21 protein-coding genes are annotated in these 19,839 nt (G+C 64.5%); 7 read left to right on the forward strand and 14 right to left on the reverse strand.

The features are described 5' to 3' along the window. Positions 1-59 precede the first annotated feature (59 nt). The 5 genes from C7K55_RS06985 to C7K55_RS07005 are packed head-to-tail and all read right to left on the reverse strand — an operon-like array spanning position 60 to position 5,506. A complete protein-coding gene (locus C7K55_RS06985; protein WP_106502702.1) occupies positions 60-524 on the reverse strand; it encodes a hypothetical protein in 465 nt (154 codons plus the stop codon). Positions 525-571: 47 nt separating this feature from the next. Then, positions 572-1,078: an MEKHLA domain-containing protein gene (locus C7K55_RS06990; protein WP_106502703.1), complete on the reverse strand. Its 507-nt coding sequence runs from the start codon at positions 1,076-1,078 to the stop codon at positions 572-574. Beyond that, complete coding sequence (locus C7K55_RS06995; protein WP_106502704.1) at positions 1,068-1,973, reverse strand: SWIM zinc finger family protein; 906 nt, start codon at positions 1,971-1,973, stop codon at positions 1,068-1,070. Before C7K55_RS06995 ends, C7K55_RS06990 begins: the two co-directional genes overlap by 11 nt. Before the next feature lie 4 nt (positions 1,974-1,977). After that, positions 1,978-5,097: a DEAD/DEAH box helicase gene (locus C7K55_RS07000; RefSeq protein ID WP_106502705.1), complete on the reverse strand. Its 3,120-nt coding sequence runs from the start codon at positions 5,095-5,097 to the stop codon at positions 1,978-1,980. Positions 5,098-5,107: 10 nt separating this feature from the next. Then, positions 5,108-5,506, reverse strand: a complete 399-nt coding sequence (locus C7K55_RS07005) for a hypothetical protein (protein WP_106502706.1) — start codon at positions 5,504-5,506, stop codon at positions 5,108-5,110. A gap of 62 nt (positions 5,507-5,568) precedes the next feature. On the opposite strand from C7K55_RS07005, the gene alaS reads away from it, so the two are divergent. Beyond that, complete coding sequence (gene alaS, locus C7K55_RS07010; RefSeq protein WP_106502707.1) at positions 5,569-8,235, forward strand: alanine--tRNA ligase; 2,667 nt, start codon at positions 5,569-5,571, stop codon at positions 8,233-8,235. Positions 8,236-8,278: 43 nt separating this feature from the next. Continuing rightward, positions 8,279-8,977: an SIMPL domain-containing protein gene (locus tag C7K55_RS07015; protein WP_106502708.1), complete on the forward strand. Its 699-nt coding sequence runs from the start codon at positions 8,279-8,281 to the stop codon at positions 8,975-8,977. A gap of 4 nt (positions 8,978-8,981) precedes the next feature. Here C7K55_RS07015 and speA read toward each other — a convergent pair whose 3' ends face one another. Beyond that, positions 8,982-10,946: a biosynthetic arginine decarboxylase gene (gene speA / locus C7K55_RS07020; RefSeq protein WP_106502737.1), complete on the reverse strand. Its 1,965-nt coding sequence runs from the start codon at positions 10,944-10,946 to the stop codon at positions 8,982-8,984. Between the two features lie 95 nt (positions 10,947-11,041). Here speA and ndk point away from each other — a divergent pair, with 95 nt between their 5' ends. Next, positions 11,042-11,500, forward strand: coding sequence for a nucleoside-diphosphate kinase (ndk, locus tag C7K55_RS07025; RefSeq protein WP_106502738.1), 459 nt, complete (start codon positions 11,042-11,044; stop codon positions 11,498-11,500). Here the strand turns inward: ndk and C7K55_RS07030 are convergent, their stop codons facing one another. From C7K55_RS07030 to C7K55_RS07040, 3 genes are read right to left on the reverse strand one after another with little or no spacing between them, the layout of a single operon-like run. Next, positions 11,501-12,613 carry an NAD(P)/FAD-dependent oxidoreductase gene (locus tag C7K55_RS07030; protein WP_106502709.1) on the reverse strand — a complete coding sequence of 371 codons (1,113 nt, stop codon included), beginning with the start codon at positions 12,611-12,613 and terminating at the stop codon, positions 11,501-11,503. Then, a complete protein-coding gene (locus C7K55_RS07035; RefSeq protein ID WP_106502710.1) occupies positions 12,610-13,023 on the reverse strand; it encodes a type II toxin-antitoxin system VapC family toxin in 414 nt (137 codons plus the stop codon). The genes C7K55_RS07030 and C7K55_RS07035 overlap by 4 nt, the downstream gene beginning before the upstream one ends. After that, positions 13,020-13,274: a type II toxin-antitoxin system Phd/YefM family antitoxin gene (locus tag C7K55_RS07040; protein ID WP_106502711.1), complete on the reverse strand. Its 255-nt coding sequence runs from the start codon at positions 13,272-13,274 to the stop codon at positions 13,020-13,022. Before C7K55_RS07040 ends, C7K55_RS07035 begins: the two co-directional genes overlap by 4 nt. 136 nt (positions 13,275-13,410) lie before the next feature. On the opposite strand from C7K55_RS07040, the gene gatB reads away from it, so the two are divergent. Then, complete coding sequence (gatB, locus tag C7K55_RS07045) at positions 13,411-14,919, forward strand: Asp-tRNA(Asn)/Glu-tRNA(Gln) amidotransferase subunit GatB (protein ID WP_106502712.1); 1,509 nt, start codon at positions 13,411-13,413, stop codon at positions 14,917-14,919. Here gatB and coaE read toward each other — a convergent pair. Next, complete coding sequence (coaE, locus tag C7K55_RS07050) at positions 14,909-15,496, reverse strand: dephospho-CoA kinase (protein WP_106502713.1); 588 nt, start codon at positions 15,494-15,496, stop codon at positions 14,909-14,911. The genes gatB and coaE overlap by 11 nt on opposite strands. 56 nt (positions 15,497-15,552) lie before the next feature. On the opposite strand from coaE, the gene argJ reads away from it, so the two are divergent. Then, positions 15,553-16,755 carry a bifunctional glutamate N-acetyltransferase/amino-acid acetyltransferase ArgJ gene (argJ, locus tag C7K55_RS07055; protein WP_106502714.1) on the forward strand — a complete coding sequence of 401 codons (1,203 nt, stop codon included), beginning with the start codon at positions 15,553-15,555 and terminating at the stop codon, positions 16,753-16,755. A gap of 175 nt (positions 16,756-16,930) precedes the next feature. Here the strand turns inward: argJ and C7K55_RS07060 are convergent, their stop codons facing one another. Next, positions 16,931-17,179: a galactose oxidase gene (locus C7K55_RS07060; RefSeq protein WP_315856806.1), complete on the reverse strand. Its 249-nt coding sequence runs from the start codon at positions 17,177-17,179 to the stop codon at positions 16,931-16,933. Positions 17,180-17,333: 154 nt separating this feature from the next. On the opposite strand from C7K55_RS07060, the gene C7K55_RS14140 reads away from it, so the two are divergent. Continuing rightward, entirely contained in the window at positions 17,334-17,465 is a 132-nt protein-coding gene (locus C7K55_RS14140) for a hypothetical protein (protein ID WP_254970027.1), read from the forward strand. A gap of 628 nt (positions 17,466-18,093) precedes the next feature. Beyond that, positions 18,094-18,552 carry a hypothetical protein gene (locus tag C7K55_RS13275; protein ID WP_127431998.1) on the forward strand — a complete coding sequence of 153 codons (459 nt, stop codon included), beginning with the start codon at positions 18,094-18,096 and terminating at the stop codon, positions 18,550-18,552. A gap of 12 nt (positions 18,553-18,564) precedes the next feature. Here C7K55_RS13275 and C7K55_RS13570 read toward each other — a convergent pair whose 3' ends face one another. The 3 genes from C7K55_RS13570 to C7K55_RS07070 form a co-directional block, all read right to left on the reverse strand. After that, positions 18,565-18,771, reverse strand: a complete 207-nt coding sequence (locus tag C7K55_RS13570) for a hypothetical protein (protein ID WP_127431999.1) — start codon at positions 18,769-18,771, stop codon at positions 18,565-18,567. 20 nt (positions 18,772-18,791) lie between these two features. Further along, complete coding sequence (locus tag C7K55_RS13285) at positions 18,792-19,067, reverse strand: hypothetical protein (RefSeq protein ID WP_127432000.1); 276 nt, start codon at positions 19,065-19,067, stop codon at positions 18,792-18,794. Between the two features lie 490 nt (positions 19,068-19,557). After that, complete coding sequence (locus tag C7K55_RS07070; RefSeq protein ID WP_106502717.1) at positions 19,558-19,773, reverse strand: hypothetical protein; 216 nt, start codon at positions 19,771-19,773, stop codon at positions 19,558-19,560. Positions 19,774-19,839 lie beyond the last annotated feature (66 nt).

Here is a 19,839-nt window from a genome sequence, read left to right on the forward strand (position 1 = left end):
AATGTGCTGCGGCCAGCCGGGCGATGGCAGGGGGCAGACCGCCCGTTTTGGTTCGGCCCTTACGGCCCCGTTCGGTTGGCACCACTGGCAGGTAGGGGCAACCGGCAGCGCTGCTTTAAGGCGGCGATCACCCGGCCGATGGCGTCGGGATGGCCCTGCACGCTGAAGGCTTCCCGCTCCAGTTGCCGGTTGCCGTGGTGGTAGCGGGTGGTGAGGATGCCGCTGATCTCCTGCTCCACCACCGGGTTGAGCCGCACGCTCCAGCCCAAGGGCTGGAGCACGCCGGTGGGACAGCTCTGGGCTGCGTGAATGGCCTCATGCAGGAACACCTGGCGGCCGATGCCCAGCTCGAAGGCCACCGGCGCGATCCAGAGGGTGCGCGTTTTGGCTTGGAACAGCCCGTAGCTGCCGGGCACTGGCGGCGGGGCCAGCCGCACCTGAAAACCCCGCTGCTGCAGGGTTGTGAGCAGGGGCCTTAGCTCGGCGGGTAGTTGGGGCGGCGGCGCTGGGATGGTGGCGATCACAACAGGTATGCCCTCACAACAGAAACTCCCTCACAACAGCAACGCCCTCACAACAGCCACCAGCGGCTGAAGCGGGCGGCTTGGCCGCAGGGTTGGCCTGAGCTATCTCGGAGGGTCCAGAGGCGGGCGGCTTCGATGGCAAAGCGGCGGCCGCGGCTGTCGATGCGGATGCCCCGGTAGCCCGAGATCGCTTCTTTGGCTTGGGCTGCCAACAACGCCTGGCGGCGGCTGGCCCGCTCGGCTGGCTCGGCGGTGAGCCGCGATGGCATGCCCACCATCTCGGGCCAGGGGCGCTGCCACAGGCGCAGGGCCGCCCGGTTGGCATAGATCAGCCTTGGCCCTGGCTCGCTGCTGGGATCGGCGCCGTCATGGGCCAGCAGCACCAGCTCGGCGGCAAACAGCTCCTGGGCCACCAGCAGGGGCGAGGCGTCGGCGGCTAGGCAGGCGATCAGGGGGGTGCCGAAGGCGCGCTGGTAATTGCTGAGCAGGCACAGGGCCAGGCTTTGGGCCGCCGGCGTCAGCCAGGGGGGCGGACTTAGGGGCTCAGCTGTCATCACCGTTGGCCGGACCCATGGCCTTGGCCATGGCCAGGGCCGCCAGCTGCTGGCCGTGGGCCTTGAGGTGCTCCAGGAAGTGGAGATTGGCCTCGGGGAAGCGGGGTTCTTCTGCCAGGGGCAGGGGACCGGCGGCATCGAGGCCGGTGTCGCCCTCCAGGGCTGGTGTGATCACGACCAGATCCGAATCGAGGGCTGCGCCGTAGCGCCACCAGCGGTTTGGGTCCTTGATGGCTGGATGCACCGGCTGCAGCGCCACTGCGGCGACCGGCTGGGAGCCCTGTTTGGCTGCAGCCTGTCTGGCCTGTTTTGCCAGCGCCTTGCGCCGCCGCTTGGCCAGGTCGGCCAGCAGCTGGGCCCGGGTGCGGCCGCGCAGCTGGAACAACACGAAGGGGTCTTCGCTGAAGCGATCGCCCATCAGGTAGTAAACGGCGCTGACGTGCTTGCAGGGGTTGGCCTTATCGGGGCAGCTGCACTCGCTGCGCACCTCCTGCAACTTGAACGGAAACAGGCGCTTGCCGCTGGCCGCGAAGGCGCGCTCGATGTCCTGGGGCATGACGCCGGCTAGCAGCTGGGCCGACCAGCGCGCCTTCTGGGTGAGGGCGTCGAGCACGTAGTTCCAGTCGTCGTCGTGGAGCACGTCGAGCCAGAGCTTCACCTTGTAGGGCTCCTCGTCGGTGCCCTGCACCCGGGCATGCACTCGCCGCCCCTCAAAGCGGATCGAGGTGACATTGCCGCTGCGGGCATACTCCCAGGCGCGCTCCAGGCGCTTTTTGAAGCGGTAGGAGTTGATCAGCTCCATCCACTGCTCCACCCACCAGGGCTGCTGGGCCAGGCCCTGGTCGCCGAGCTGGGTGTTGATGGCGCTGGCGTAGGTAGTGGGGGTGAGGGTCATGGTTTCAATCCTCTTCGCTCAGGGCCACTAGATCTTTGAGCTGGCCCACATCAAAGCCGCCGAGCCAGTCTTCACCGGAGCCGACGATTTCTGCAGCCATTTTTGACTTCTCCTTGATCATGCGGTCGATCTTTTCTTCCACCGAGCCGCTGGTGATGAACTTGTGCACCAGCACCCGGTTTTGTTGGCCGATCCGGTAGGCCCGGTCGGTGGCCTGGTTTTCCACGGCCGGGTTCCACCAGCGGTCGATGTGGAAGACGTGGCTGGCCCGGGTGAGGTTGAGGCCCACACCACCGGCCTTGAGCGACAGCAAAAACAGCTGGGGGCCGCGGGGGTCGTCCTGGAAGCGATCGACCATCGCCTGGCGCTCGGTTTTGCTGGTGCTGCCGTAGAGGAACGGCACCTCTTGGCGCCATTTGCGCTCCAGGTGGGCCTTGAGCAGTAGCCCCCATTCGGCGAACTGGGTGAACAGCAACGCCCGGTCGCCCGCTTCGATTACCTCCTCGAGGATCTCCTCGAGCCGCTGCAGCTTGCCGCTGCGGCTGCTGAAGCTGCCGTTGCCGCTTGCCAGCACGGCCTCGGCGTTTTCCTTCAGGGCCAGGGCCGGGTGGTTGCAGATCTGCTTGAGCTTGGTGAGCAGGGCCAGCACCTGGCCGTGCTTCTGGCCCAGCGGTGCCCGGGCGATGGCATCGAGGCTTTCGTCGACTGTCTTGTTGTAGAGCTTCTTCTGCTCGGGAGCCAGGCCCACCCATTCATTGAGCTCCACCTTCTCCGGCAGGTCGGAAATGATCGATTTGTCGGTTTTGAGGCGCCGCAGGATGAACGGCCCCACCCGGCTTTTGAGATCCCGCAGCGACGACATGTCGCCGTACCGCTCGATCGGCAGCCGGTAGCGCTGGCGGAAGAAGGGCTCATCGCCGAGCACCTTGGGGTTGAGGAAATCCATCAGCGCCCACAGCTCGCTGACGCGGTTTTCCACCGGCGTGCCGGTGAGGGCAATCCGGAAGCGGCTGCCCCCTTTGCCGCCGCGGCTGGGGCGGGCCAGGTCCCGGGCCGCTTGGCTTTGTTTGGCGGTGTGGTTTTTGATCGCCTGGGCTTCGTCGATCACCACCCCCTGCCAGTCGATGCTTTCGAGCAGCTCGCTGTCACGCTGCAGCAGGCCGTAGCTGGTGAGCACCAGATCCACGCCCTTAAGGGCTTTTTTGAGAGCCTCGGGGCTGCTCGGTCGCCGCGGGCCGTAGTGCTCCCGCACGAGCAGTTCGGGGGTGAAGCCGTGGGCTTCGCGCTTCCAGTTGGTGAGCACCGAGGTGGGCGCCACCAGCAGCACCGGTCGTTTGAGTTCGTCTTCGGCCTTGAGGTGCTGCAGGAAGGCCAGCAGCTGGATCGTTTTGCCCAGGCCCATGTCGTCGGCTAAGCAGGCGCCTTGGTCGAAACGGTGCAGGAAGGCCAGCCAGCCCAGGCCCCGCTCCTGATAGGGCCGCAGCTGGCCAGAGAAGCCAGGTGGGGCGGGCAGGGGGTCGGGTGCTTTCTGCTGGTGGTACTGCTCCAGCACGGCCTGCAGCCGGGGGCCGGCATCGAAGCGGTGCACCGGCAGCCGATGGAAGGTGTCGCCGTCGCTGGCGGTGAGCCGCAGGGCGTCGTCGAGGCTCAGGCCCGGATCGGCAACGCTGAAACGCTCGGCGTTGCGCAGGTCGGCGGGACGCAACTCGATCCAAGCCCCCTTGTGCTGCACAAGCGGGCTGCGCTTGGCCTGCAGGCGCTCCAGGTCCCGCAGGGTCAGGGTGACGCCGCCGATCATGAATTCCCATTCCCAGGTGAGCGTTTCGCCCAAGGTGAAGCCGCGCGATTTCTCAGGCAGCTCGGCCTTGATCGACAGGCCCAACCGGCTGGCCAGGCCCCCTGCGAGGCTGGCCGGCAGCACCACACCCACGCCCACATCGCGCAGCTGGTGGGCGCCGGTGCGCACCAGCACAAACGCCTCGGCTGGCGTGAGCTGCATCGTTTCCGGGGTGGCCGAATCCAGCCCCCGCACGATCGGTTCAAACACCGTCAGGGCCCGGCCCATGCCTTCAAGCAGCAGCTCGCTCGGTTGGGGCACGGCCACTTCACCCATCTGCATGCCCCGATCACCGGCGGCCCAGACGGCGGCGGCGGGCACCCGCAGGCTCGGGTCGGCTTCCGCCTGCAGCCCGAAGCGCAGCTCCCAGAGCTCCTCGCCCTCGGCGGGGGTGAACAGCTCCAGGCAGGTGCGGGCTGGCTCCACCTTGCCCGCCACCCCTTCACGCCAGTGGTGGGTGGCGATGCTGAGGCGCTCCAGCTCCTCCTCGCCCAGGCTGAGGCTGCCATCGCCTTTGCCCAGGGCCTTCTGCCAGGCCGCCAGCAAGGGATCGAGCCCGCCTGCGCTGGCACTGAAGCCCACCCGCAGCTGGCCATCGAGCAGGGCTTCCAGCAGGCTGGCCACCCGCAGGCGCCCGCTGCCGGGGCGGCGGCAGGCCAGGGAGGGGTCACCGCTGGGGCCTGCGGCCAGGGCGCAGGTGGCCACCTGGGGCAGGCCGCTGGCCAGGTCTTCGAGGCGGCGGCGGTCGTCTTCGCGGTTGAGGAGGGGCAGCCAGCGGGCCTTGCCCTCGGCGATCTGGGGCAGCCAGCGGCCGCGAGCGATCAGGCTCAGGGCCCAGCGCTGTAGGTGACTCCACCAGCGCAGCTCATCGGCCATCTCCGGGTGCTCACCAGCCAGGGGTATCTGGCTGAGCCATTCGCCCGCGTTGGCAGCATCGAGGGCCCAGCCCTCCACCTGCCAGGGCCACCATTCGAGCTGTTTGGGAATCGGTTCGCCGGCCTGCAGGGGCAGGCCGCTCCAGGTGCTGGCACTGGTGCGGCGGCCCTTGGCGGCTTGGTTACGGCTGGGCAGGGTCAGGGTGGCCCGGGCTGGGCGCAGGGCCTCCGACCACAGCCCGTTGTCGTCGAGCCAGGTGGCCAGGTCGTCTTCGTTGAGGGCCAGTGGGTGCTCTGGGGCCTCCAGCTTTGGCACGGCAGGGGTCGCCACCCGCCAGGTGTCGGCCCACAGGAATAGGCGGCCGCCCGAACCCTCGGGGGGAAACAGCCAGGTGGCGTGCAGCAGGCTCATGAACCCGGCCTTACGGCCGTCGGGCGGGCAGGAGGCGTGGTGCCAAGCGCTGCGCTGAATGCAGCACCAAAGCGCTGCCGATCAGCGGCAGCCAGAGCGGCAGCCACCCGCGGATCAGCGCCATCATCACAGCTGGTAGGCCCGATGTCAGCTCTAGGGGACTGCCGAGGCTGCGAATTCCACACACCGCACCCACCAACCCCGCCTGTAGGTGGCTGTCGTCGGGGTCGACTCGTTGCAGGTGAAAGGCCAGCAGGCCATAGAAAAAGCCGCAGCCCGCCGAGCGCAGGGCCGGATCCAGCCCTGCTGCCACCAGCTCTGGCAGGCCCGCGACGGCACCGGCGGCCAGGGCCCAACCGATCGATTGCAACCTCAGCTGGTCGCGGGGCTCGCTTTCGGCCACAGACACGGGGGTCGGGTGCGGTCCATTGCTGGGCGATCATGGCCTGCTAAGGGTTGTAATGCTTCGCCATGGCCGTCACAGCACATACCGGTCGTCCTCGCACCGGTGCTGAGATTCGCGCCGCCTTCCTCGACTTTTACGAGCAGCGGGGCCACAAACCGATGGCGAGCGCCTCGCTGATCCCGGACGACCCGACGGTGCTGCTCACCATTGCCGGCATGCTGCCGTTCAAGCCGGTGTTTCTGGGTCAGCAGCCACGGCCGGCGCCGAGGGCCACCAGCTCCCAGAAGTGCATCCGCACCAACGACATCGAAAACGTGGGCCGCACGGCGCGGCATCACACGTTTTTTGAGATGCTCGGCAACTTCTCCTTCGGCGACTATTTCAAGGAGCAGGCGATCCAGTGGGCCTGGGAGCTGAGCACCGGGGTATTCGGGCTTTCGCCGCAGAATCTGGTGGTGAGCGTCTTCCGCGAAGACGATGAGGCAGGCGCTATCTGGCGCGACGTGGTGGGGGTGAACCCCAAGCGGATCATTCGCATGGATGAGGCCGACAACTTCTGGGCCTCAGGCCCTACCGGCCCCTGCGGCCCCTGCTCGGAGATCTATTACGACTTCAAGCCCGAACTCGGCGACGACGGCATCGACCTGGAAGACGACTCGCGCTTTATCGAGTTCTACAACCTGGTGTTTATGCAGTACAACCGCGACGCGGAGGGCATCCTCACGCCGCTGGCCAACCGCAACATCGATACGGGCTTGGGGCTTGAGCGCATGGCCCAGATTCTGCAGGCGGTGCCGAACAACTACGAAACCGATCTGATCTACCCGCTGATTGAAACGGCGGCGGGCCTAGCTGGGGTCGACTACCGCGGCCTCGACGCCAAGGGCCAGACATCGCTCAAGGTGATCGGCGACCACAGCCGTGCCATCACCCAGCTGATCTGCGATGGCGTGACGGCCTCCAACCTGGGCCGCGGCTACATCCTCAGGCGCCTCCTGCGCCGTGTCGTGCGCCACGGACGACTCCTCGGCATCGACAAGCCTTTCCTGACGGTGATGGGTGAGGCGTCGATCGCCTTGATGCAGGTCGCCTACCCCCAGCTGCTGGAGCGCCGTGAGGTGATCCTGGCCGAGCTCGCCCGCGAGGAGGCCCGCTTCCTGGAAACCCTGGAGCGGGGCGAGAAGCTACTGGCTGAGGTGCTGGCAGCCAAGCCAACCCAGATCAGCGGCGAGCAGGCCTTCGAGCTCTACGACACCTACGGCTTCCCGCTGGAGCTCACCGAGGAGATCGCTGAGGAGCAGGGGCTCACGGTGGACCTGGCCGGTTTTGAGGCGGCGATGGAGGCCCAGCGCCAACGGGCCAAGGCCGCGGCGGTGAGTATCGACCTCACCCTGCAGGGGGCGATTGATCAGGTGACAGCCGCTGCGGCCGCTACCGCCTTCAAGGGCTACGAGGCTTTGGAGCACCCCAGCTGCGTGCTGGCCCTGGTGGTGAACGGTGAGCCGGCGGAGCGTGCCTTGGCGGGGGATGCAGTGCAACTGGTGCTCGATTCCACCCCTTTCTATGGCGAAGGCGGCGGCCAGGTGGGCGATCGGGGCGTGCTCTGCGGCCAGGGGGCCGATGGAGCAGGGGTGATCGTGGCGATTGATGGCGTTAGCCGCAACCGCTCAGTGTTTGTGCACAGCGGCCGCATCGAGCGCGGCAGCCTGGCCATTGGCGAGCTGGTGAATGCCCAGGTGGACCGGGCCTGCCGCCGCCGCGCCCAGGCCAACCACACGGCCACCCACCTGCTGCAGGCGGCGCTTAAGCAGGTGGTGGATCCCGGTATCGGCCAGGCCGGCTCGCTGGTGACCTTTGATCGACTGCGCTTTGATTTCCACTGCCCCCGGGCCGTGGCGCCGGCTGAGCTGGAGCAGATCGAGGCCCTGATCAACGGCTGGATCAGCGACGCCCACCGCCTGGAAGTTCAAGAGATGGCGATCGAGGCCGCCAAGGCCGCCGGCGCTGTGGCGATGTTTGGCGAGAAGTATGCCGATGTGGTGCGGGTGGTGGATGTGCCCGGCGTGTCGATGGAGCTCTGCGGCGGCACCCATGTGGCCAATACCGCCGAGATCTGCCTGTTCAAGATCGTGAGCGAGGGCGGCGTGGCTGCCGGCATCCGCCGCATCGAGGCGGTGGCAGGCCCGGCGGTGCTGGCCTATCTCAATGAGCGCGATGCGGTGGTGAAGCAGCTGGGTGAGCGCTTCAAGGTGCAGCCCGGCGAGATCGTCGAGAGGGTGGCGGCTCTGGCCGATGAGCTCAAGGCCAGCGGCAAGGCGTTGGCGGCGGCCCGCGGCGAGTTGGCGCTGGCCAAGGCTTCAGCGCTGGCTAGCCAGGCCCAGGCTCTCGGGGAGTTCCAGCTGCTGGTGGCCCGCCTTGATGGCGTCGAGGGTGCCGGCCTGCAGAGCGCGGCCCAGGGCCTGGCCGATCAGCTAGGCGCTGGCGCTGCCGTGGTGTTGGGCGGGCTGCCCGATCCGGCCGATCTGGCCAAGGTGATCCTGGTGGCGGCCTTTGGCAAGGCGGTGATCGCGGCCGGTCCCAAGGCTGGTGCCTTCATCGGCGCGGTGGCCAAGGCCTGCGGTGGCGGCGGCGGCGGCCGACCCAATTTGGCCCAAGCGGGCGGGCGTGATGGTGCAGCACTGGATGGGGCCCTGGAGCAGGCCAAGGCGCAGCTGCGGGCTGTGCTCGCTTGAGGCCTGCCTCAGCCAAGCTGTTGCCAGAAAGTACCGAGGCCCAATGACTTGGAATCTGCTCCGGTTGTTGCCGCTGCTGTTGCCCTTGCTTCCCGCTGCTGGGTTGGCCCAGTCCCAGGTGCAGCTCGCTTGTACGGGCACCCTGGTTGAGGCTCGCGGCAGCGCCGAGCTGAAGCGACCCACCCAGCGCCTGCGTTTTTCCCTGACCCTGGAAACGGAGGAGCCCAGCACCGATGCGGCCCTGGCCAGCCTGCAGCGACGTCTGGCCGAGGTGCGCACCACGCTCAAAAGCCTGCAGGTGGTTGATCTGGAGATCACCTCCCCTTCCACCTGGCAGCGGCCCGCTAGCCGTGACAAAGCTGGGGCGGTGCAGGCCAGCCTGCAGGTGTCTGGCCAGCTGGCACCTACCCAGCTGCAGCCACTGGTGCGTCAGGTGGGCGGGCTGCCTGGGGTTCGCCTGTCGCCCGTGGCCACCGAGGCGGATGCGGCGGGTGATCGGGCCGCCAGGCGGCAGTTATTGAGAGCCGCCTACCAGGACGCCTTGCGGCAGGCCCAGGACGTCGCTGCTGCAATCGGCCTGCGGGGACTGCAGCCCCTGGAGGTGCAGCTTGAAGGTGGGGGCAGGCCGGTGGCTATGCGGGCCCTGGCCATGGCTGATGCGGCCGTTCCACCCTTTGATCCAGCTGAGCTGCCCGGTCCGATGGAGCGCCTCAGCTTGCAGGTGCGCTTCTGCGCTCGCTGAATCCTCAGCCCTGCAGATAGGTGGTCTGGCGCAGGCTCGTTTCCAGGTGGGCCATCAGCCGGCGGGCGTCGCTGATGCCCAGAGAGCCTTGGCCGATGGCTGCCTCGCTGGCCACCCGCAGCCGCTCCAGCAGCAGCTCCGGGTTGTGCTCCATCACCTCCAGCACCTCGGCATTAGTGTCGCCGCGCACCACGTGATCGAGCTGGTAGCCGCCGTTGGCCTTGAGGCGGATGTGCACGGCGTTGGTGCTGCCGAACAGGTTGTGCAGGTTGCCCATCACCTCCTGGTAGGCGCCGCCTAGGAACAGGCCGATCCAGTAGGGCTCCCCTGGACGCAGGTTGTGCAGCTCCAGCAACGGTTTCTCCTGGCCTTGCCCGGAGCTCCTGGCCGGATCGATGAAGCGGGCGATTTTGCCGTCGGAATCGCAGGTGAGGTCGGCGAAGCTGCCCAGCGCTTCTGGTTTTTCGTCGAGGCGGTGAATTGGCAGCACCGGAAACAGCTGGTCGATCGCCCAGGTGTCGGGGGCCGAGCGAAACACCGAGAGGTTGGCGTAGTAGGTGGAGGCCAGGGCTGCTGGCAGGGCCCGTAGCTCTTCGGGGATCACCGTGGCCGCTGGCAGCCCTTTGATCCGCTCGGCGATGGCCTGGCAGCAGGCCCAGGTGAGCTGCTCGGCCAGGCCCCGCTCCGGCAGGCTCAGGTAGCCGAGGCGGAAGGTGGCCAAGGCGTCGTGCTTGAACTTGAGGGCGTCGTTCCAGGCCTCCTGCAGGGCTTCCACGCTGGCCTCAGGGGCTGTGATGGCGGCGTAGGTGTCGCGCAGGTTGCGCAGGATTAGGGCTTCGCTCTCTAGGGGTGTGGGCACGGCACCGGGCAGGCTGCCGGCGCCGAGCACGTCGAACACCAGCACTGAGAAGTGGCTAGCCAAGGCTCGGCCGCTTTCGCTCACCAGGGTGGGCACGGGGATGCCGTGGGGTTCGCAGCACTCCTTCACCGTTGCCACCACGTCGTTGGCGTAGTTCTGCAGCGAGTAGTTGGTGGAGGCGGAGCTGGCGGTGCGGCTGCCGTCGTAGTCGATGCCCAGGCCGCCGCCCACATCCAGGTAGCCCATGGGCGCCCCCAATTTGGTGAGCTCCCCGTAGATCTGGCCGGCCTCCTGCAGGGCGTCCTTGAGCACGGCGATGTCGTTGATCTGGCTGCCCACGTGGAAGTGCAGCAGGCGCAGCTCGCCCAGCAGATCGGCGGCCCGCAGAGCCTCCACCGTGGCCAGCAGCTCGGGGATGCCCAAGCCAAACTTTGCCCGTTCGCCCACTGAGCTGCCCCAGCGGCCGGTGCTGCGGGCCGAGAGCTTGGCCCGGATGCCGATCAGGGGTGCCGCACCCAGCTCGTGACTGGCGCTGATGATCCGCTCAACCTCATCGGCCTGCTCGACTACTACCACCGGTTGGCGTCCCAGGCGCCTGGCCAGGATGGCGGTCTCGATATAGCGCTGATCCTTGTAGCCGTTGCAGATCAGCAGCGCCTCGGGGTCGTCGATCAGCGACAGGGCAATAAGTAGCTCCGCCTTGCTGCCGGCCTCCAGGCCGAAGTGCCAGCGCCGCCCACTGCTCACCAGCTCCTCCACCACGTGGCGCTGCTGGTTGCACTTCACTGGAAACACCCCTTGGTAGCGGCCGGCGTAGCCGTACTGGGCGATGGCCCGTTCAAAGGCGCCGTGCAGTCGTTCGAGCCGGTCTTCGAGGATGTCGTCGAAGCGAATCAGCAGCGGCAGGCTTAGGTCGCGGCCCTGCAGCTCCTGCACCAGCTCCATCAGGTCGAGGGAGCCGCCCCGGTCGCCCCGGGGCTGCACCATCACGTGGCCGCGATCACTCACGGAGAAATAGGGGTCACCCCAGCGATCCAGCCCGTAGAGGGCGGCGCCGGCGGCGGCGCTCCAGTCGGTGGAATTCCGGTTGTCGGGGCTCGTCGCGCTCACGGCAGGGGGCTGGTGGGGGGCGGTGATCACTGCACCACTGTGCTTGCCAATGGGCAGGGCCGCCGCAGACGATGAGCCTGATTGACTTCTTCTCCATGGCCGCCGAACGCTCTTTCATTGCCATCAAGCCCGACGGCGTCCAGCGCGGTCTGGTCGGCGAAATCCTCGGCCGCTTCGAGCGCAAGGGCTTCAAGTTGGTCGGCCTTAAGCAGCTCACCCCCAGCCGCGAGCTGGCTGAAAGTCACTACGGCGTCCACCGCGAGCGCCCCTTCTTCGCAGGCCTTGTGGACTTCATCACCTCTGGCCCAGTGGTGGCGATGGTGTGGGAAGGCGATGGCGTCATCGCCAGCGCCCGCAAGCTCATTGGCGCCACCAAGCCCCTCGAGGCCGAGCCCGGCACGATCCGCGGCGATCTGGCTATCAACATCGGCCGCAACGTGATTCACGGCTCCGACGCCCCCGAAACCGCTGAATTCGAAATCGGCCTGTGGTTCCAGCCCTCCGAACTGAGCGATTGGAGCCCCGCCGACCAGGTGTGGCGCGTTGAGGGCTGATCAGTTCCGCTCAAATCGCCGCCAGCTGAAGTTATTCAGCTGGTCCTGTTCTGCCGGTTCTAGGTCGCCAAGGATCGCTCCCGCCACCAATTCGGCTGTGATCGCGGCCAGCAGCACGCCGTTGCGGTGGTGCCCCGCAGCCAGCCACAGGCCGGGGATGGGGCTGGTTCCTAGCAGGGGAGCTTCGTCTGGGGTGTGGGGCCGAAAACCCCACCAGCGCTCCATCGGCGGCCAGGCGCTCGCCTCCGGCAGCAGGCTGGCTAAGCCCTCCTGCAGCTGGCGCTGGCCGGCGGGGGTGAGCCCTTCGCTAAAGCACGCCTCGGGTTCGCTGGTGGCCCCCACCACCAGCAGGCCGTCTTGCCTCGGCACCAGGTAGGTGCCGGGCCCGAAAATCACCCGCCGCAAGGCCTGCCGCGGCCCCTGCAGCGACAGCATCTGGCCCTTCACCGGAGCGATCGGCAGCTGGGGCAGTAGCTGGGCGCTCCAGGCACCGCAGGCCAGCACCGCCCGCTCGGCAGGGAGATGGTGCTCCTCGCCTTCAGCGCTGCGTAGACGCACCCCGCTGAGGGCGCCGGTCGGCTCGCAGACCAGTTCCAGCACCTGGCTGCCCTCCTGAAAGGTCACCCCCAGTTCCACGCAGGCCCGCTCCAGGGCGCGCATCAGCCGGCGGCGGTTGTCGATCTGGCCGTCCTGTTCAAACAGCAGGCCCTCCTGCCAGCGCTCGCCAATGCCGGGAATCTCTTGCTCCAGGCCGCGGCGATCGAGCCGTTGGCCGAAGGCGGCGGTGGGATAGGCATCCCGTTCCGCCGGCGTGGCGAAGGGCACCACGATGCCGCAGGGCCGTAGACCGCAGCTCAGGCCGCTATCGGCTTCGATCTGGGCCACCCAGGAGGGGATGAGCTGCAGGCTGGCCTGCCCCAGGGCGAGCAGGTCGCCGCTGAGCCCCTCGGCGTGGGGCGCCAACATGCCGGCGGCTACAAATCCGGCGGCTTCGCTGCGGCGCCGGCTCAGCACCCGCACTGCCTCGCCGCGGCGGGCGAGCTGGTGGGCCATGGCCAGGCCCATCAGGCCACCCCCCAGCACCGTGATGGCTGGCCCCTTGGCTGCAGTCATGGCTGGGCCGGCGCCGCTGGCTCCAGCCCCAGCACCGTGGCCCCGCAGGAGCGCAGGGCAGCGTCAGCGGTGAGTAACAGCAGTGGTTCCTGGCGGCTTTGCACGAGCAGCAGTTGGTCGAAGAGGTCGCTGGGGGCGGCGCTGCTATCCAGCTCGGCCAGGGCCAGCAGGTGCTCATTGCGCAGGGGCAGCCAATGGAAGTGCTGGCGGGTCACCTCCTGCTCCAGGCGAGCCAGGTCGAGTTGCACCCGGCCTTGGCGTTGCTTGAGGGCCAGTTCCCAGAGGCTCACCTGGCTCACGAACACCTCTGCTCCCGGTGCCTGTACGGCGGCAATGGCCCAGGCCGGCAGACGCGGGTCGTCGGCCAGCCACCAGAGCAGCACCTGGGTGTCGAGCAGCAGGCGTTTCATTGCAGCGGTGCGTCGAAGTTGGCGGAGATGGCAATGGCGTGGCGCATGGCGCCCGGCGCGTGGGCGGCGCTGGGGCTGGGCACCCAGGCGCTGAGGCGGGCTACCGGTTTGCCTGCCCTGGCGATCCATATCTCCTCGCCCTGCTCCACCTGGAGCAGCAGGCGGGAGAGCTGGGTTTTGGCCTCATGCACATTCACCAGCTGGGGCCGGTTGCTTGGTGCTGGCTCAGGGGGGAATGGCGGGTAGGCCATGGCTGCAAAAACCTCTGGACTTAGTTTTAGCTTAGCTAACCAGCGCAAACTGCTATCCGCCCCGGAGCCCCCTTGCCCCCGTCAAGCCGGCGTCCAGTGCCTCCCCATAGGATCGGCTCAGGCATTGATACAGGCCATGGCAGGCGCGGCAGTAGCACCAGAATTACTAGCCCAATCCCAGCAGGCTCCTTGGGAGGCGGTGATTGGCCTGGAGACCCATGTGCAGCTGGGCACCGCCAGCAAGATTTTCACCAGCGCCTCCACCGCCTTTGGCGACGCCCCCAACACCCATATCGACCCGGTGGTGTGTGGCCTGCCTGGCACATTGCCAGTGCTTAATCAAAAGGTGCTCGAGTATGCAGTGAAGGCGGCCCTTGCCCTCAACCTACATATTGCTGCGCACAGTAAGTTTGATCGCAAACAATATTTTTATCCCGACCTGCCCAAGAATTATCAGATCTCCCAATTTGATGAGCCAATCGCCGAAGATGGCTGGATTGAAGTGGAAGTGGCCGAAAAAGGCAAGGAAACCTATCTGAAGCGTATCGGTATAGAAAGGCTTCACATGGAAGAAGACGCCGGCAAGTTGGTGCACGCCGGTAGTGATCGCCTAGACGGCTCCACCCACTCCCTGGTGGACTACAACCGCGCCGGAGTAGCTCTGGCTGAGATTGTCAGCAAACCGGATTTGCGCACCGGCCGCGAGGCGGCGGAATACGCCTCGGAGATTCGCCGGATCATGCGTTATCTGGGCGTGAGTGACGGCAACATGCAGGAGGGTTCCTTGCGCTGCGATGTAAATATCTCCGTGCGGCGCGGCCCTGATGCCCCCTTCGGCACCAAGGTGGAAATTAAGAATATGAACTCCTTCTCGGCTATTCAGAAGGCGATTGATTACGAGATTCAGCGCCAGATCAAGGCCTACGAAGCCGGTGAGCCGGTGCGGCAGGAAACCCGCCTTTGGGATGAATCCAAGCAGCTCACTAAGAGCATGCGCGGCAAGGAGGGCGCCAGCGACTACCGCTACTTCCCCGATCCCGACCTTGGCCCCATCGAGGTGAGCGATTCCCAGCGGGAGGGCTGGCGCGCCGAGCTGCCCGAGTTGCCCGCTGCTAAGCGGCATCGCTATGCCGAGCAGCTGGGTCTGTCGATCTACGACGCCCGAGTGCTCACCGATGAGCGCTCGATGGCCGAATACTTCGAGGCCGCGGTGGCTGCCGGCGCTGATGCCAAGGGCATCGCCAACTGGGTCACCGGCGATATTGCCGCCTATGTAAATGCCAATAGGCTGGCTATTGCCGAGTTGCCCCTTAAGCCCGAGCAGCTAGCTGAGCTGGTGCAGCTGATTGAGGGCGGAATTATTAGCGGCAAAATTGCTAAAGAGATTCTGCCCGAGTTGCTTGAGCAGGGCGGTTCTGCCAAGGCGATCGTGGCGGAGCGCGGCCTTGGCATGATCAGTGACCCCGCTGCTATTACGGCAATTGTGGAGGAGCTGCTGGCTGCCCACCCCGAGGAGGTGGAAGCCTTCCGCGGCGGTAAAACCAAGTTGCAGGGTTTCTTTGTGGGTCAGCTGATGAAAAAAACCGGTGGCAAGGCCGACCCCAAGCTTGCCAACCAGATTCTGATCCAGAAGCTCAACGGCTGAGCGCTTGCTCCACTGCGGCGGCTTGCTGCTCGGGCTCGCCCCGGTTGTTGAGCACCACATCTGCCAGCTGGCGCTTGCGCGCCAGCGGCCACTGGGCGGCTATCCGGGCGCGGGCATCGGCCTCGCCCAGGCCATCTCGGGCCATCAATCGCTGCAGCTGCTGCGTCTCGTCGCAGTCCACCAGCCACACCTCGCTGCAGAGGGTCTCCAGTCCCGCTTCGAATAGCAGCGGCACCACCAGCACCACTACCGGCTCCGCCGCCAGTTCCTCCAGCTCGGCTGCGAAGCGCGCACGTACCAGCGGATGCACTAGCTGCTCCAGCCAGCGGCGCTCGGCGCCATCGCCAAACACGATCTGTCCCAGGGCGGCGCGATCGATCTCTCCGCCGGGCGAGCGGACCCCAGCCCCGTAGCGCTCCAGCACCGCGCCGGCCCCGGGACTGCCGGGCGCCAGTGCTTCGCGGGCGTACACATCCGCATCCAGCAGCGGCAGGCCCCGCGCCGCCAGCAGCCGGCCCACGCTGCTCTTGCCGCTGGCGATGCCGCCGGTGAGGCCAATGCGGCGTGCAGCAACCATGGCTTGAGAAGGGGCTTGGCGCTATTCCATGCTCAGGTTCGCAGCAGCTGCAGCCCGTGACCCACCCCTGGCACCCAATCCCCGGTGGCATCTCCGCTCCCCGTGGCTTTCTGGCCGCTGGTGTTACCGCGGGCCTCAAGGCCTCCGGCAAGCCCGACCTCTCCCTGCTGCTGGCGCCTGAGGGCGCCGTGTGCGCCGGCACCTTCACCACCTCGGTGGTGCGTGCCGCCTGCGTGGACCTCTGCTCTGAGCGCCTGGCGGCCTGCGGCGGTCATGCCCGGGCGGTGCTCACCAATTCCGGCCAGGCCAACGCCTGCACCGGCGACCGGGGTCTGATCGACAGCCTGCGGGCCACCCAGGCCGTCGCCGATCGGTTGGGTGTGGCGCCTGAAGAGGTGCTGATCTGCTCCACCGGTGTGATCGGCGTGCCGATTCCGATGGGCACCTTGCTGGCGGGACTGGATCCATTGGTGGCGGCCCTCAGTCCAGAGAGTGGCGCCGCGGCAGCCACTGCCATCCTCACCACCGATCTGGTGGCTAAGCAGATCGCTCTGGAGGCGGATCTGGGCGGCCGCACCGTGCGCATCGGCGGCATGGCCAAGGGCTCGGGAATGATCCACCCAAATATGGCTACGATGCTGGGCTATCTCAGCTGCGACGCGGGCGTGCCCGCCGAGGTGTGGCAGGCGATGGTGCGGCGGGCGGTGGATCGCTCCTTCAATGCGATCACGGTGGACGGCGACACCAGCACCAATGACACGTTCCTGGCCTTTGCAGCCGGAGAGCTCCTAGGCCACGAGCACTTCGAAGCGCTGGAGGCCGGCCTGACGGCGGTGTCGCAACACCTGGCCAAGGCGATTGCCCGCGATGGCGAGGGCGCCACCTGCCTGATCGAGGTGCAGGCGCAGGGAGCCGCCGATGACGCCGGCGCTCGTGCCATTGCCCGCACCGTGTGCGGTTCCTCGCTGGTGAAATGCGCCGTGCATGGCCGCGATCCCAACTGGGGCCGGATTGTGGCCGCCGCCGGCCGGGCCGGCGTGCCCTTTGCTGCTGATCTGGTGGCCCTGTGGCTGGGCGAGCACCAGCTGATGGCCGCCGGCCAGCCCCTGGCCTTCGATCGCGCCGCCGCCAGCACCTATCTGCAGAGCGACACGGTAATTATTCGCCTGGTGCTGGGCGATGGCCCCGGCACAGGTGTCGCCTGGGGCTGCGACCTTTCGGCCCAATATGTCCGCATTAACGCCGATTACACGACGTAGAGGCAAATCTATTGCGCTGGAAGGGTTCTGAGGGTTGACTGGGTGACGCTTACGGAACGCTTACGGAGGAGACAGACGTAATTCCCAGTGCTCATCAGGAAATTGATACGTTTAAGTCGATGCTCTTTTCTCAAATCCATTGGCAGAAGCGGATTTTTTCCGTAAGCAGGGCACCTCACCCACCCTCAGGACACCACCCCGTTACCACCTCCTGCCGAGCAACCCACTGAGAACACCGCTTGGTCAGGTGCTCGCCCTGAGGAATCAGACCCTGATGAATCGGACAGGTGAGCAGGGTGACGCAGTGCCTTCCCACCTCGTAGCGGAAGTGCTGGCAGGTGATGCAGACGCTTGAGGAGCGGGAGGGTTTGAGGACATTCCACTCAAGAAACTCCCATTCCTCAGCGGGGGTCGCAGGGGGCACGGGAACGGCAGCAGGCATCGCAAAGGAGCAGATACACCTGTACTACTCACGCTGAGGCGGTGAGGTCAAGGAGTCCATTGAGTCCCTTATCGCCAAGACAGTCGCCAACAGCAGGAAACGCCAATACCCTGCTCACAAGACCCAACAAGACCCGATGAAGCGCCTGTTGCTACTCGCCCTGACCGCTGTGACGCTGCTGATGGGCACGAGTGCTAGCGCCTGCGAGAAGCACTTGAACGGTCATCAGAACGGATCTGACACCGACCTGGAAGGCAGCAAGAAGTAGAGGTGTAGGTGCCAACAAAACTCCAAAACCTCAGAGGTCAGTCACTACTGTTCCGCTGCTTGGAAACGGGATTCGTAACCACTGCTCCTGCTCTTGGTCGCTACCAAAGCGGAAGGGGCATTGACCCATCAAGGCGGGAACTGGTGGGGGAGCGACCTGACAACTGGGTCAAAGAAGTGCCAACAACGGTCTGTGAGCACTGTGGAATGGTCGTGAAGGGCACCCAGTGGACGCTGAGGCAGCACCAGCAGACCAAGCGTTGTCAGAGGGCAGGAGAGGCAATAGCGCCACAGATGCAAAAAGAACAAGTCTTAAAAGAGATGGACGGCGCGACGAAGGGAGTGAACGTTAAGACCTATAAAGGAAGCACCATTAGTCCAAAGTTAGCAATCAGAGTCGCTAAAGCAAATCCACTGCTAAAACAGTCCGCGAGAGACTAGTAGTTTAATGTGGCAACCGAAAGCAAGTGTCTAAGCACAAAGGCAATTTCATAAGGATTGTGTACCTTGGCGTTGGCACTTTGATACTCATCTCCGCTCTTTCATCGGGGCAAGCATTGCTAACCGTCAGCGGCATATTCATTTTCTTCGCAATACTGTGTGGTGTATGCGATATGTGGGAGTGGTAAATGAAAAAGTGCAAGTCTTTTAGTTTGCCTGCTGTAGCAACAATTTTGCTTTCCCACCTGTTAATTGCTGACCCCATCCACGGGAAAGAACTTTGGTTAAGGTGCCCAGACCGAGAAGGTTACCTAATTGGTTTAAGCGATAAAACAAAGACATACACGCTTAACGACTGGTTTTTCATTGATCAGAGCGGGCAATTAAAGATTGGCGGAGACTGGTTTCACGGAACAGCATCATTCACTCCGCATCATATAGAGTTGCTTTTCTCGCCAACGATGGAATATAAAGGCAAGAAAGTCACCTGGATGAAGCGCCTAGTGATTTCAAGAATAGACTTGAGTCTTATGGAATTCTACAGAGAAAAAATAAACAATGGTGACTGGTCAAAAGAAGATACTAGTAACTACAAAAGAGGCAAATGCGTGATCGCAAAAGATCCTGGTATTAAGCATAAAATCTAAACCCTACGGCAATTATTTCGGCACCCATTTGCCCGTGCTCGCATTCCACTGTTTTCCATAGGAATCCTGGGGCGTCCAGTTGCCCTCCATCGGATCAGAAGCGCATTCACCAGCAGGGAACAGATGGACTCGCTGAGAAACCTTGCCAGATTTCTGGTCAAGTCTGATTTGCTCAGCGACCACCTTCTTCGTGTTGTCAAATAAAGGGATCAAATCCATAATACTGGAATTAAGATAAGTCAAAAGGAATGACGAACTTGTCGTATCTTGAGTTCAAGTTCCTGAACCTTGAGTTTGCTCTGAGTAAAGGACTGAACAATGTGAGAAGGGGCATCCGACTGGGGATTGAAAGACATTATTTCCTGTTCCCATTCCCGCTGCTGATAGATCGCCGCAACAAGTTCCTCTTCAAGTGCCTCAATGCTCTGGCGAGTCCTATGAGTAACGAAATCTTCCAGTGGCGTTTTGCCAGACAACTCACCGATTGAGGGCGACTTCTGGAGTGGTAGAGGCATTAGTGGTTAATGCGAAGTGATTGATTCTAACTCCCGAGTCAAGGATTAGCACCAGACGGGGAATGCAATACAAATGAAAACCTCGTAAAATCAAGCACGACAGCAAGATAATCAAATAATTGTAAATGGAAGGCGATAGGGGCGATCCATTTTTGACAACTTCTTGGGTTTTGGGTTCTCAAGTTGCTTCAACAACTCAAGCGCCAACTCAGTATTTCCAGACTTGATTGCATTCTTGACTTGCGTCTTGATAGACGGCACACGCTTGCCAGTTGATGTCATAGCAGACAAGGATGAATGATTTTATGGAGGGTTGCGCAATACTGCGATAACACCCACTGTAACTTCTGTGCCCAGAGAGCAATCAAGATTTTATACCGTGGATAAGCAAAATCAACAAGATGACCCTGCCGACATCCGAATAGGGATTGCTTCCGACAGGTAGCAGCGCAATGGTTGCGGGTCTATCTGGAGCAGAGGAAAGAAGAACTCAGGCATCTAGAGGGGCATAAGTCCCCATCTCACTCTCACAGTCCTGAATATCTGCCAGCAGATCCCCCAGAAGCATCCGCACCCTGGGGGACTGCTCAGAGTGCCTTGAGGCATTAAGCGCAAGCACCGTGATGCGAAGGGTGATCTGCTCCAAGGTCAGCAGGGCACTCTCAAGCACTTCGGTGGAGAGTGCAGAGGTCGTGAGCAGGGGCATCGGATCTGGAACGACTGCTCACAGTGTTCCCACAGGCATCCGACCAGGGAGTGCTTCCGACAGGTA

The organism is Cyanobium usitatum str. Tous, assembly GCF_003011885.1.
In the GTDB taxonomy this organism is placed as follows: Bacteria; Cyanobacteriota; Cyanobacteriia; order PCC-6307; family Cyanobiaceae; genus Cyanobium_A; species Cyanobium_A usitatum.

Excerpts from the sequence above, each read along its gene's own strand:
- C7K55_RS13570 (WP_127431999.1), bottom strand. The coding sequence starts at position 18,771 with ATGGATTTGATCCCTTTATTTGACAACACGAAGAAGGTGGTCGCTGAG.
- coaE (WP_106502713.1), bottom strand. The coding sequence starts at position 15,496 with ATGGTTGCTGCACGCCGCATTGGCCTCACCGGCGGCATCGCCAGCGGC.
- C7K55_RS06995 (WP_106502704.1), bottom strand. The coding sequence starts at position 1,973 with ATGACCCTCACCCCCACTACCTACGCCAGCGCCATCAACACCCAGCTC.
- C7K55_RS07015 (WP_106502708.1), top strand. The coding sequence starts at position 8,279 with ATGACTTGGAATCTGCTCCGGTTGTTGCCGCTGCTGTTGCCCTTGCTT.
- gatB (WP_106502712.1), top strand. The coding sequence starts at position 13,411 with ATGGCAGGCGCGGCAGTAGCACCAGAATTACTAGCCCAATCCCAGCAG.
- ndk (WP_106502738.1), top strand. The coding sequence starts at position 11,042 with ATGGCCGCCGAACGCTCTTTCATTGCCATCAAGCCCGACGGCGTCCAG.
- C7K55_RS07000 (WP_106502705.1), bottom strand. The coding sequence starts at position 5,097 with ATGAGCCTGCTGCACGCCACCTGGCTGTTTCCCCCCGAGGGTTCGGGC.
- C7K55_RS07030 (WP_106502709.1), bottom strand. The coding sequence starts at position 12,613 with ATGACTGCAGCCAAGGGGCCAGCCATCACGGTGCTGGGGGGTGGCCTG.
- C7K55_RS07040 (WP_106502711.1), bottom strand. The coding sequence starts at position 13,274 with ATGGCCTACCCGCCATTCCCCCCTGAGCCAGCACCAAGCAACCGGCCC.
- C7K55_RS13275 (WP_127431998.1), top strand. The coding sequence starts at position 18,094 with ATGAAAAAGTGCAAGTCTTTTAGTTTGCCTGCTGTAGCAACAATTTTG.
- C7K55_RS07070 (WP_106502717.1), bottom strand. The coding sequence starts at position 19,773 with ATGCCCCTGCTCACGACCTCTGCACTCTCCACCGAAGTGCTTGAGAGT.
- C7K55_RS06990 (WP_106502703.1), bottom strand. The coding sequence starts at position 1,078 with ATGACAGCTGAGCCCCTAAGTCCGCCCCCCTGGCTGACGCCGGCGGCC.
- C7K55_RS13285 (WP_127432000.1), bottom strand. The coding sequence starts at position 19,067 with ATGCCTCTACCACTCCAGAAGTCGCCCTCAATCGGTGAGTTGTCTGGC.
- C7K55_RS07035 (WP_106502710.1), bottom strand. The coding sequence starts at position 13,023 with ATGAAACGCCTGCTGCTCGACACCCAGGTGCTGCTCTGGTGGCTGGCC.
- C7K55_RS14140 (WP_254970027.1), top strand. The coding sequence starts at position 17,334 with ATGAAGCGCCTGTTGCTACTCGCCCTGACCGCTGTGACGCTGCTGATG.
- alaS (WP_106502707.1), top strand. The coding sequence starts at position 5,569 with ATGGCCGTCACAGCACATACCGGTCGTCCTCGCACCGGTGCTGAGATT.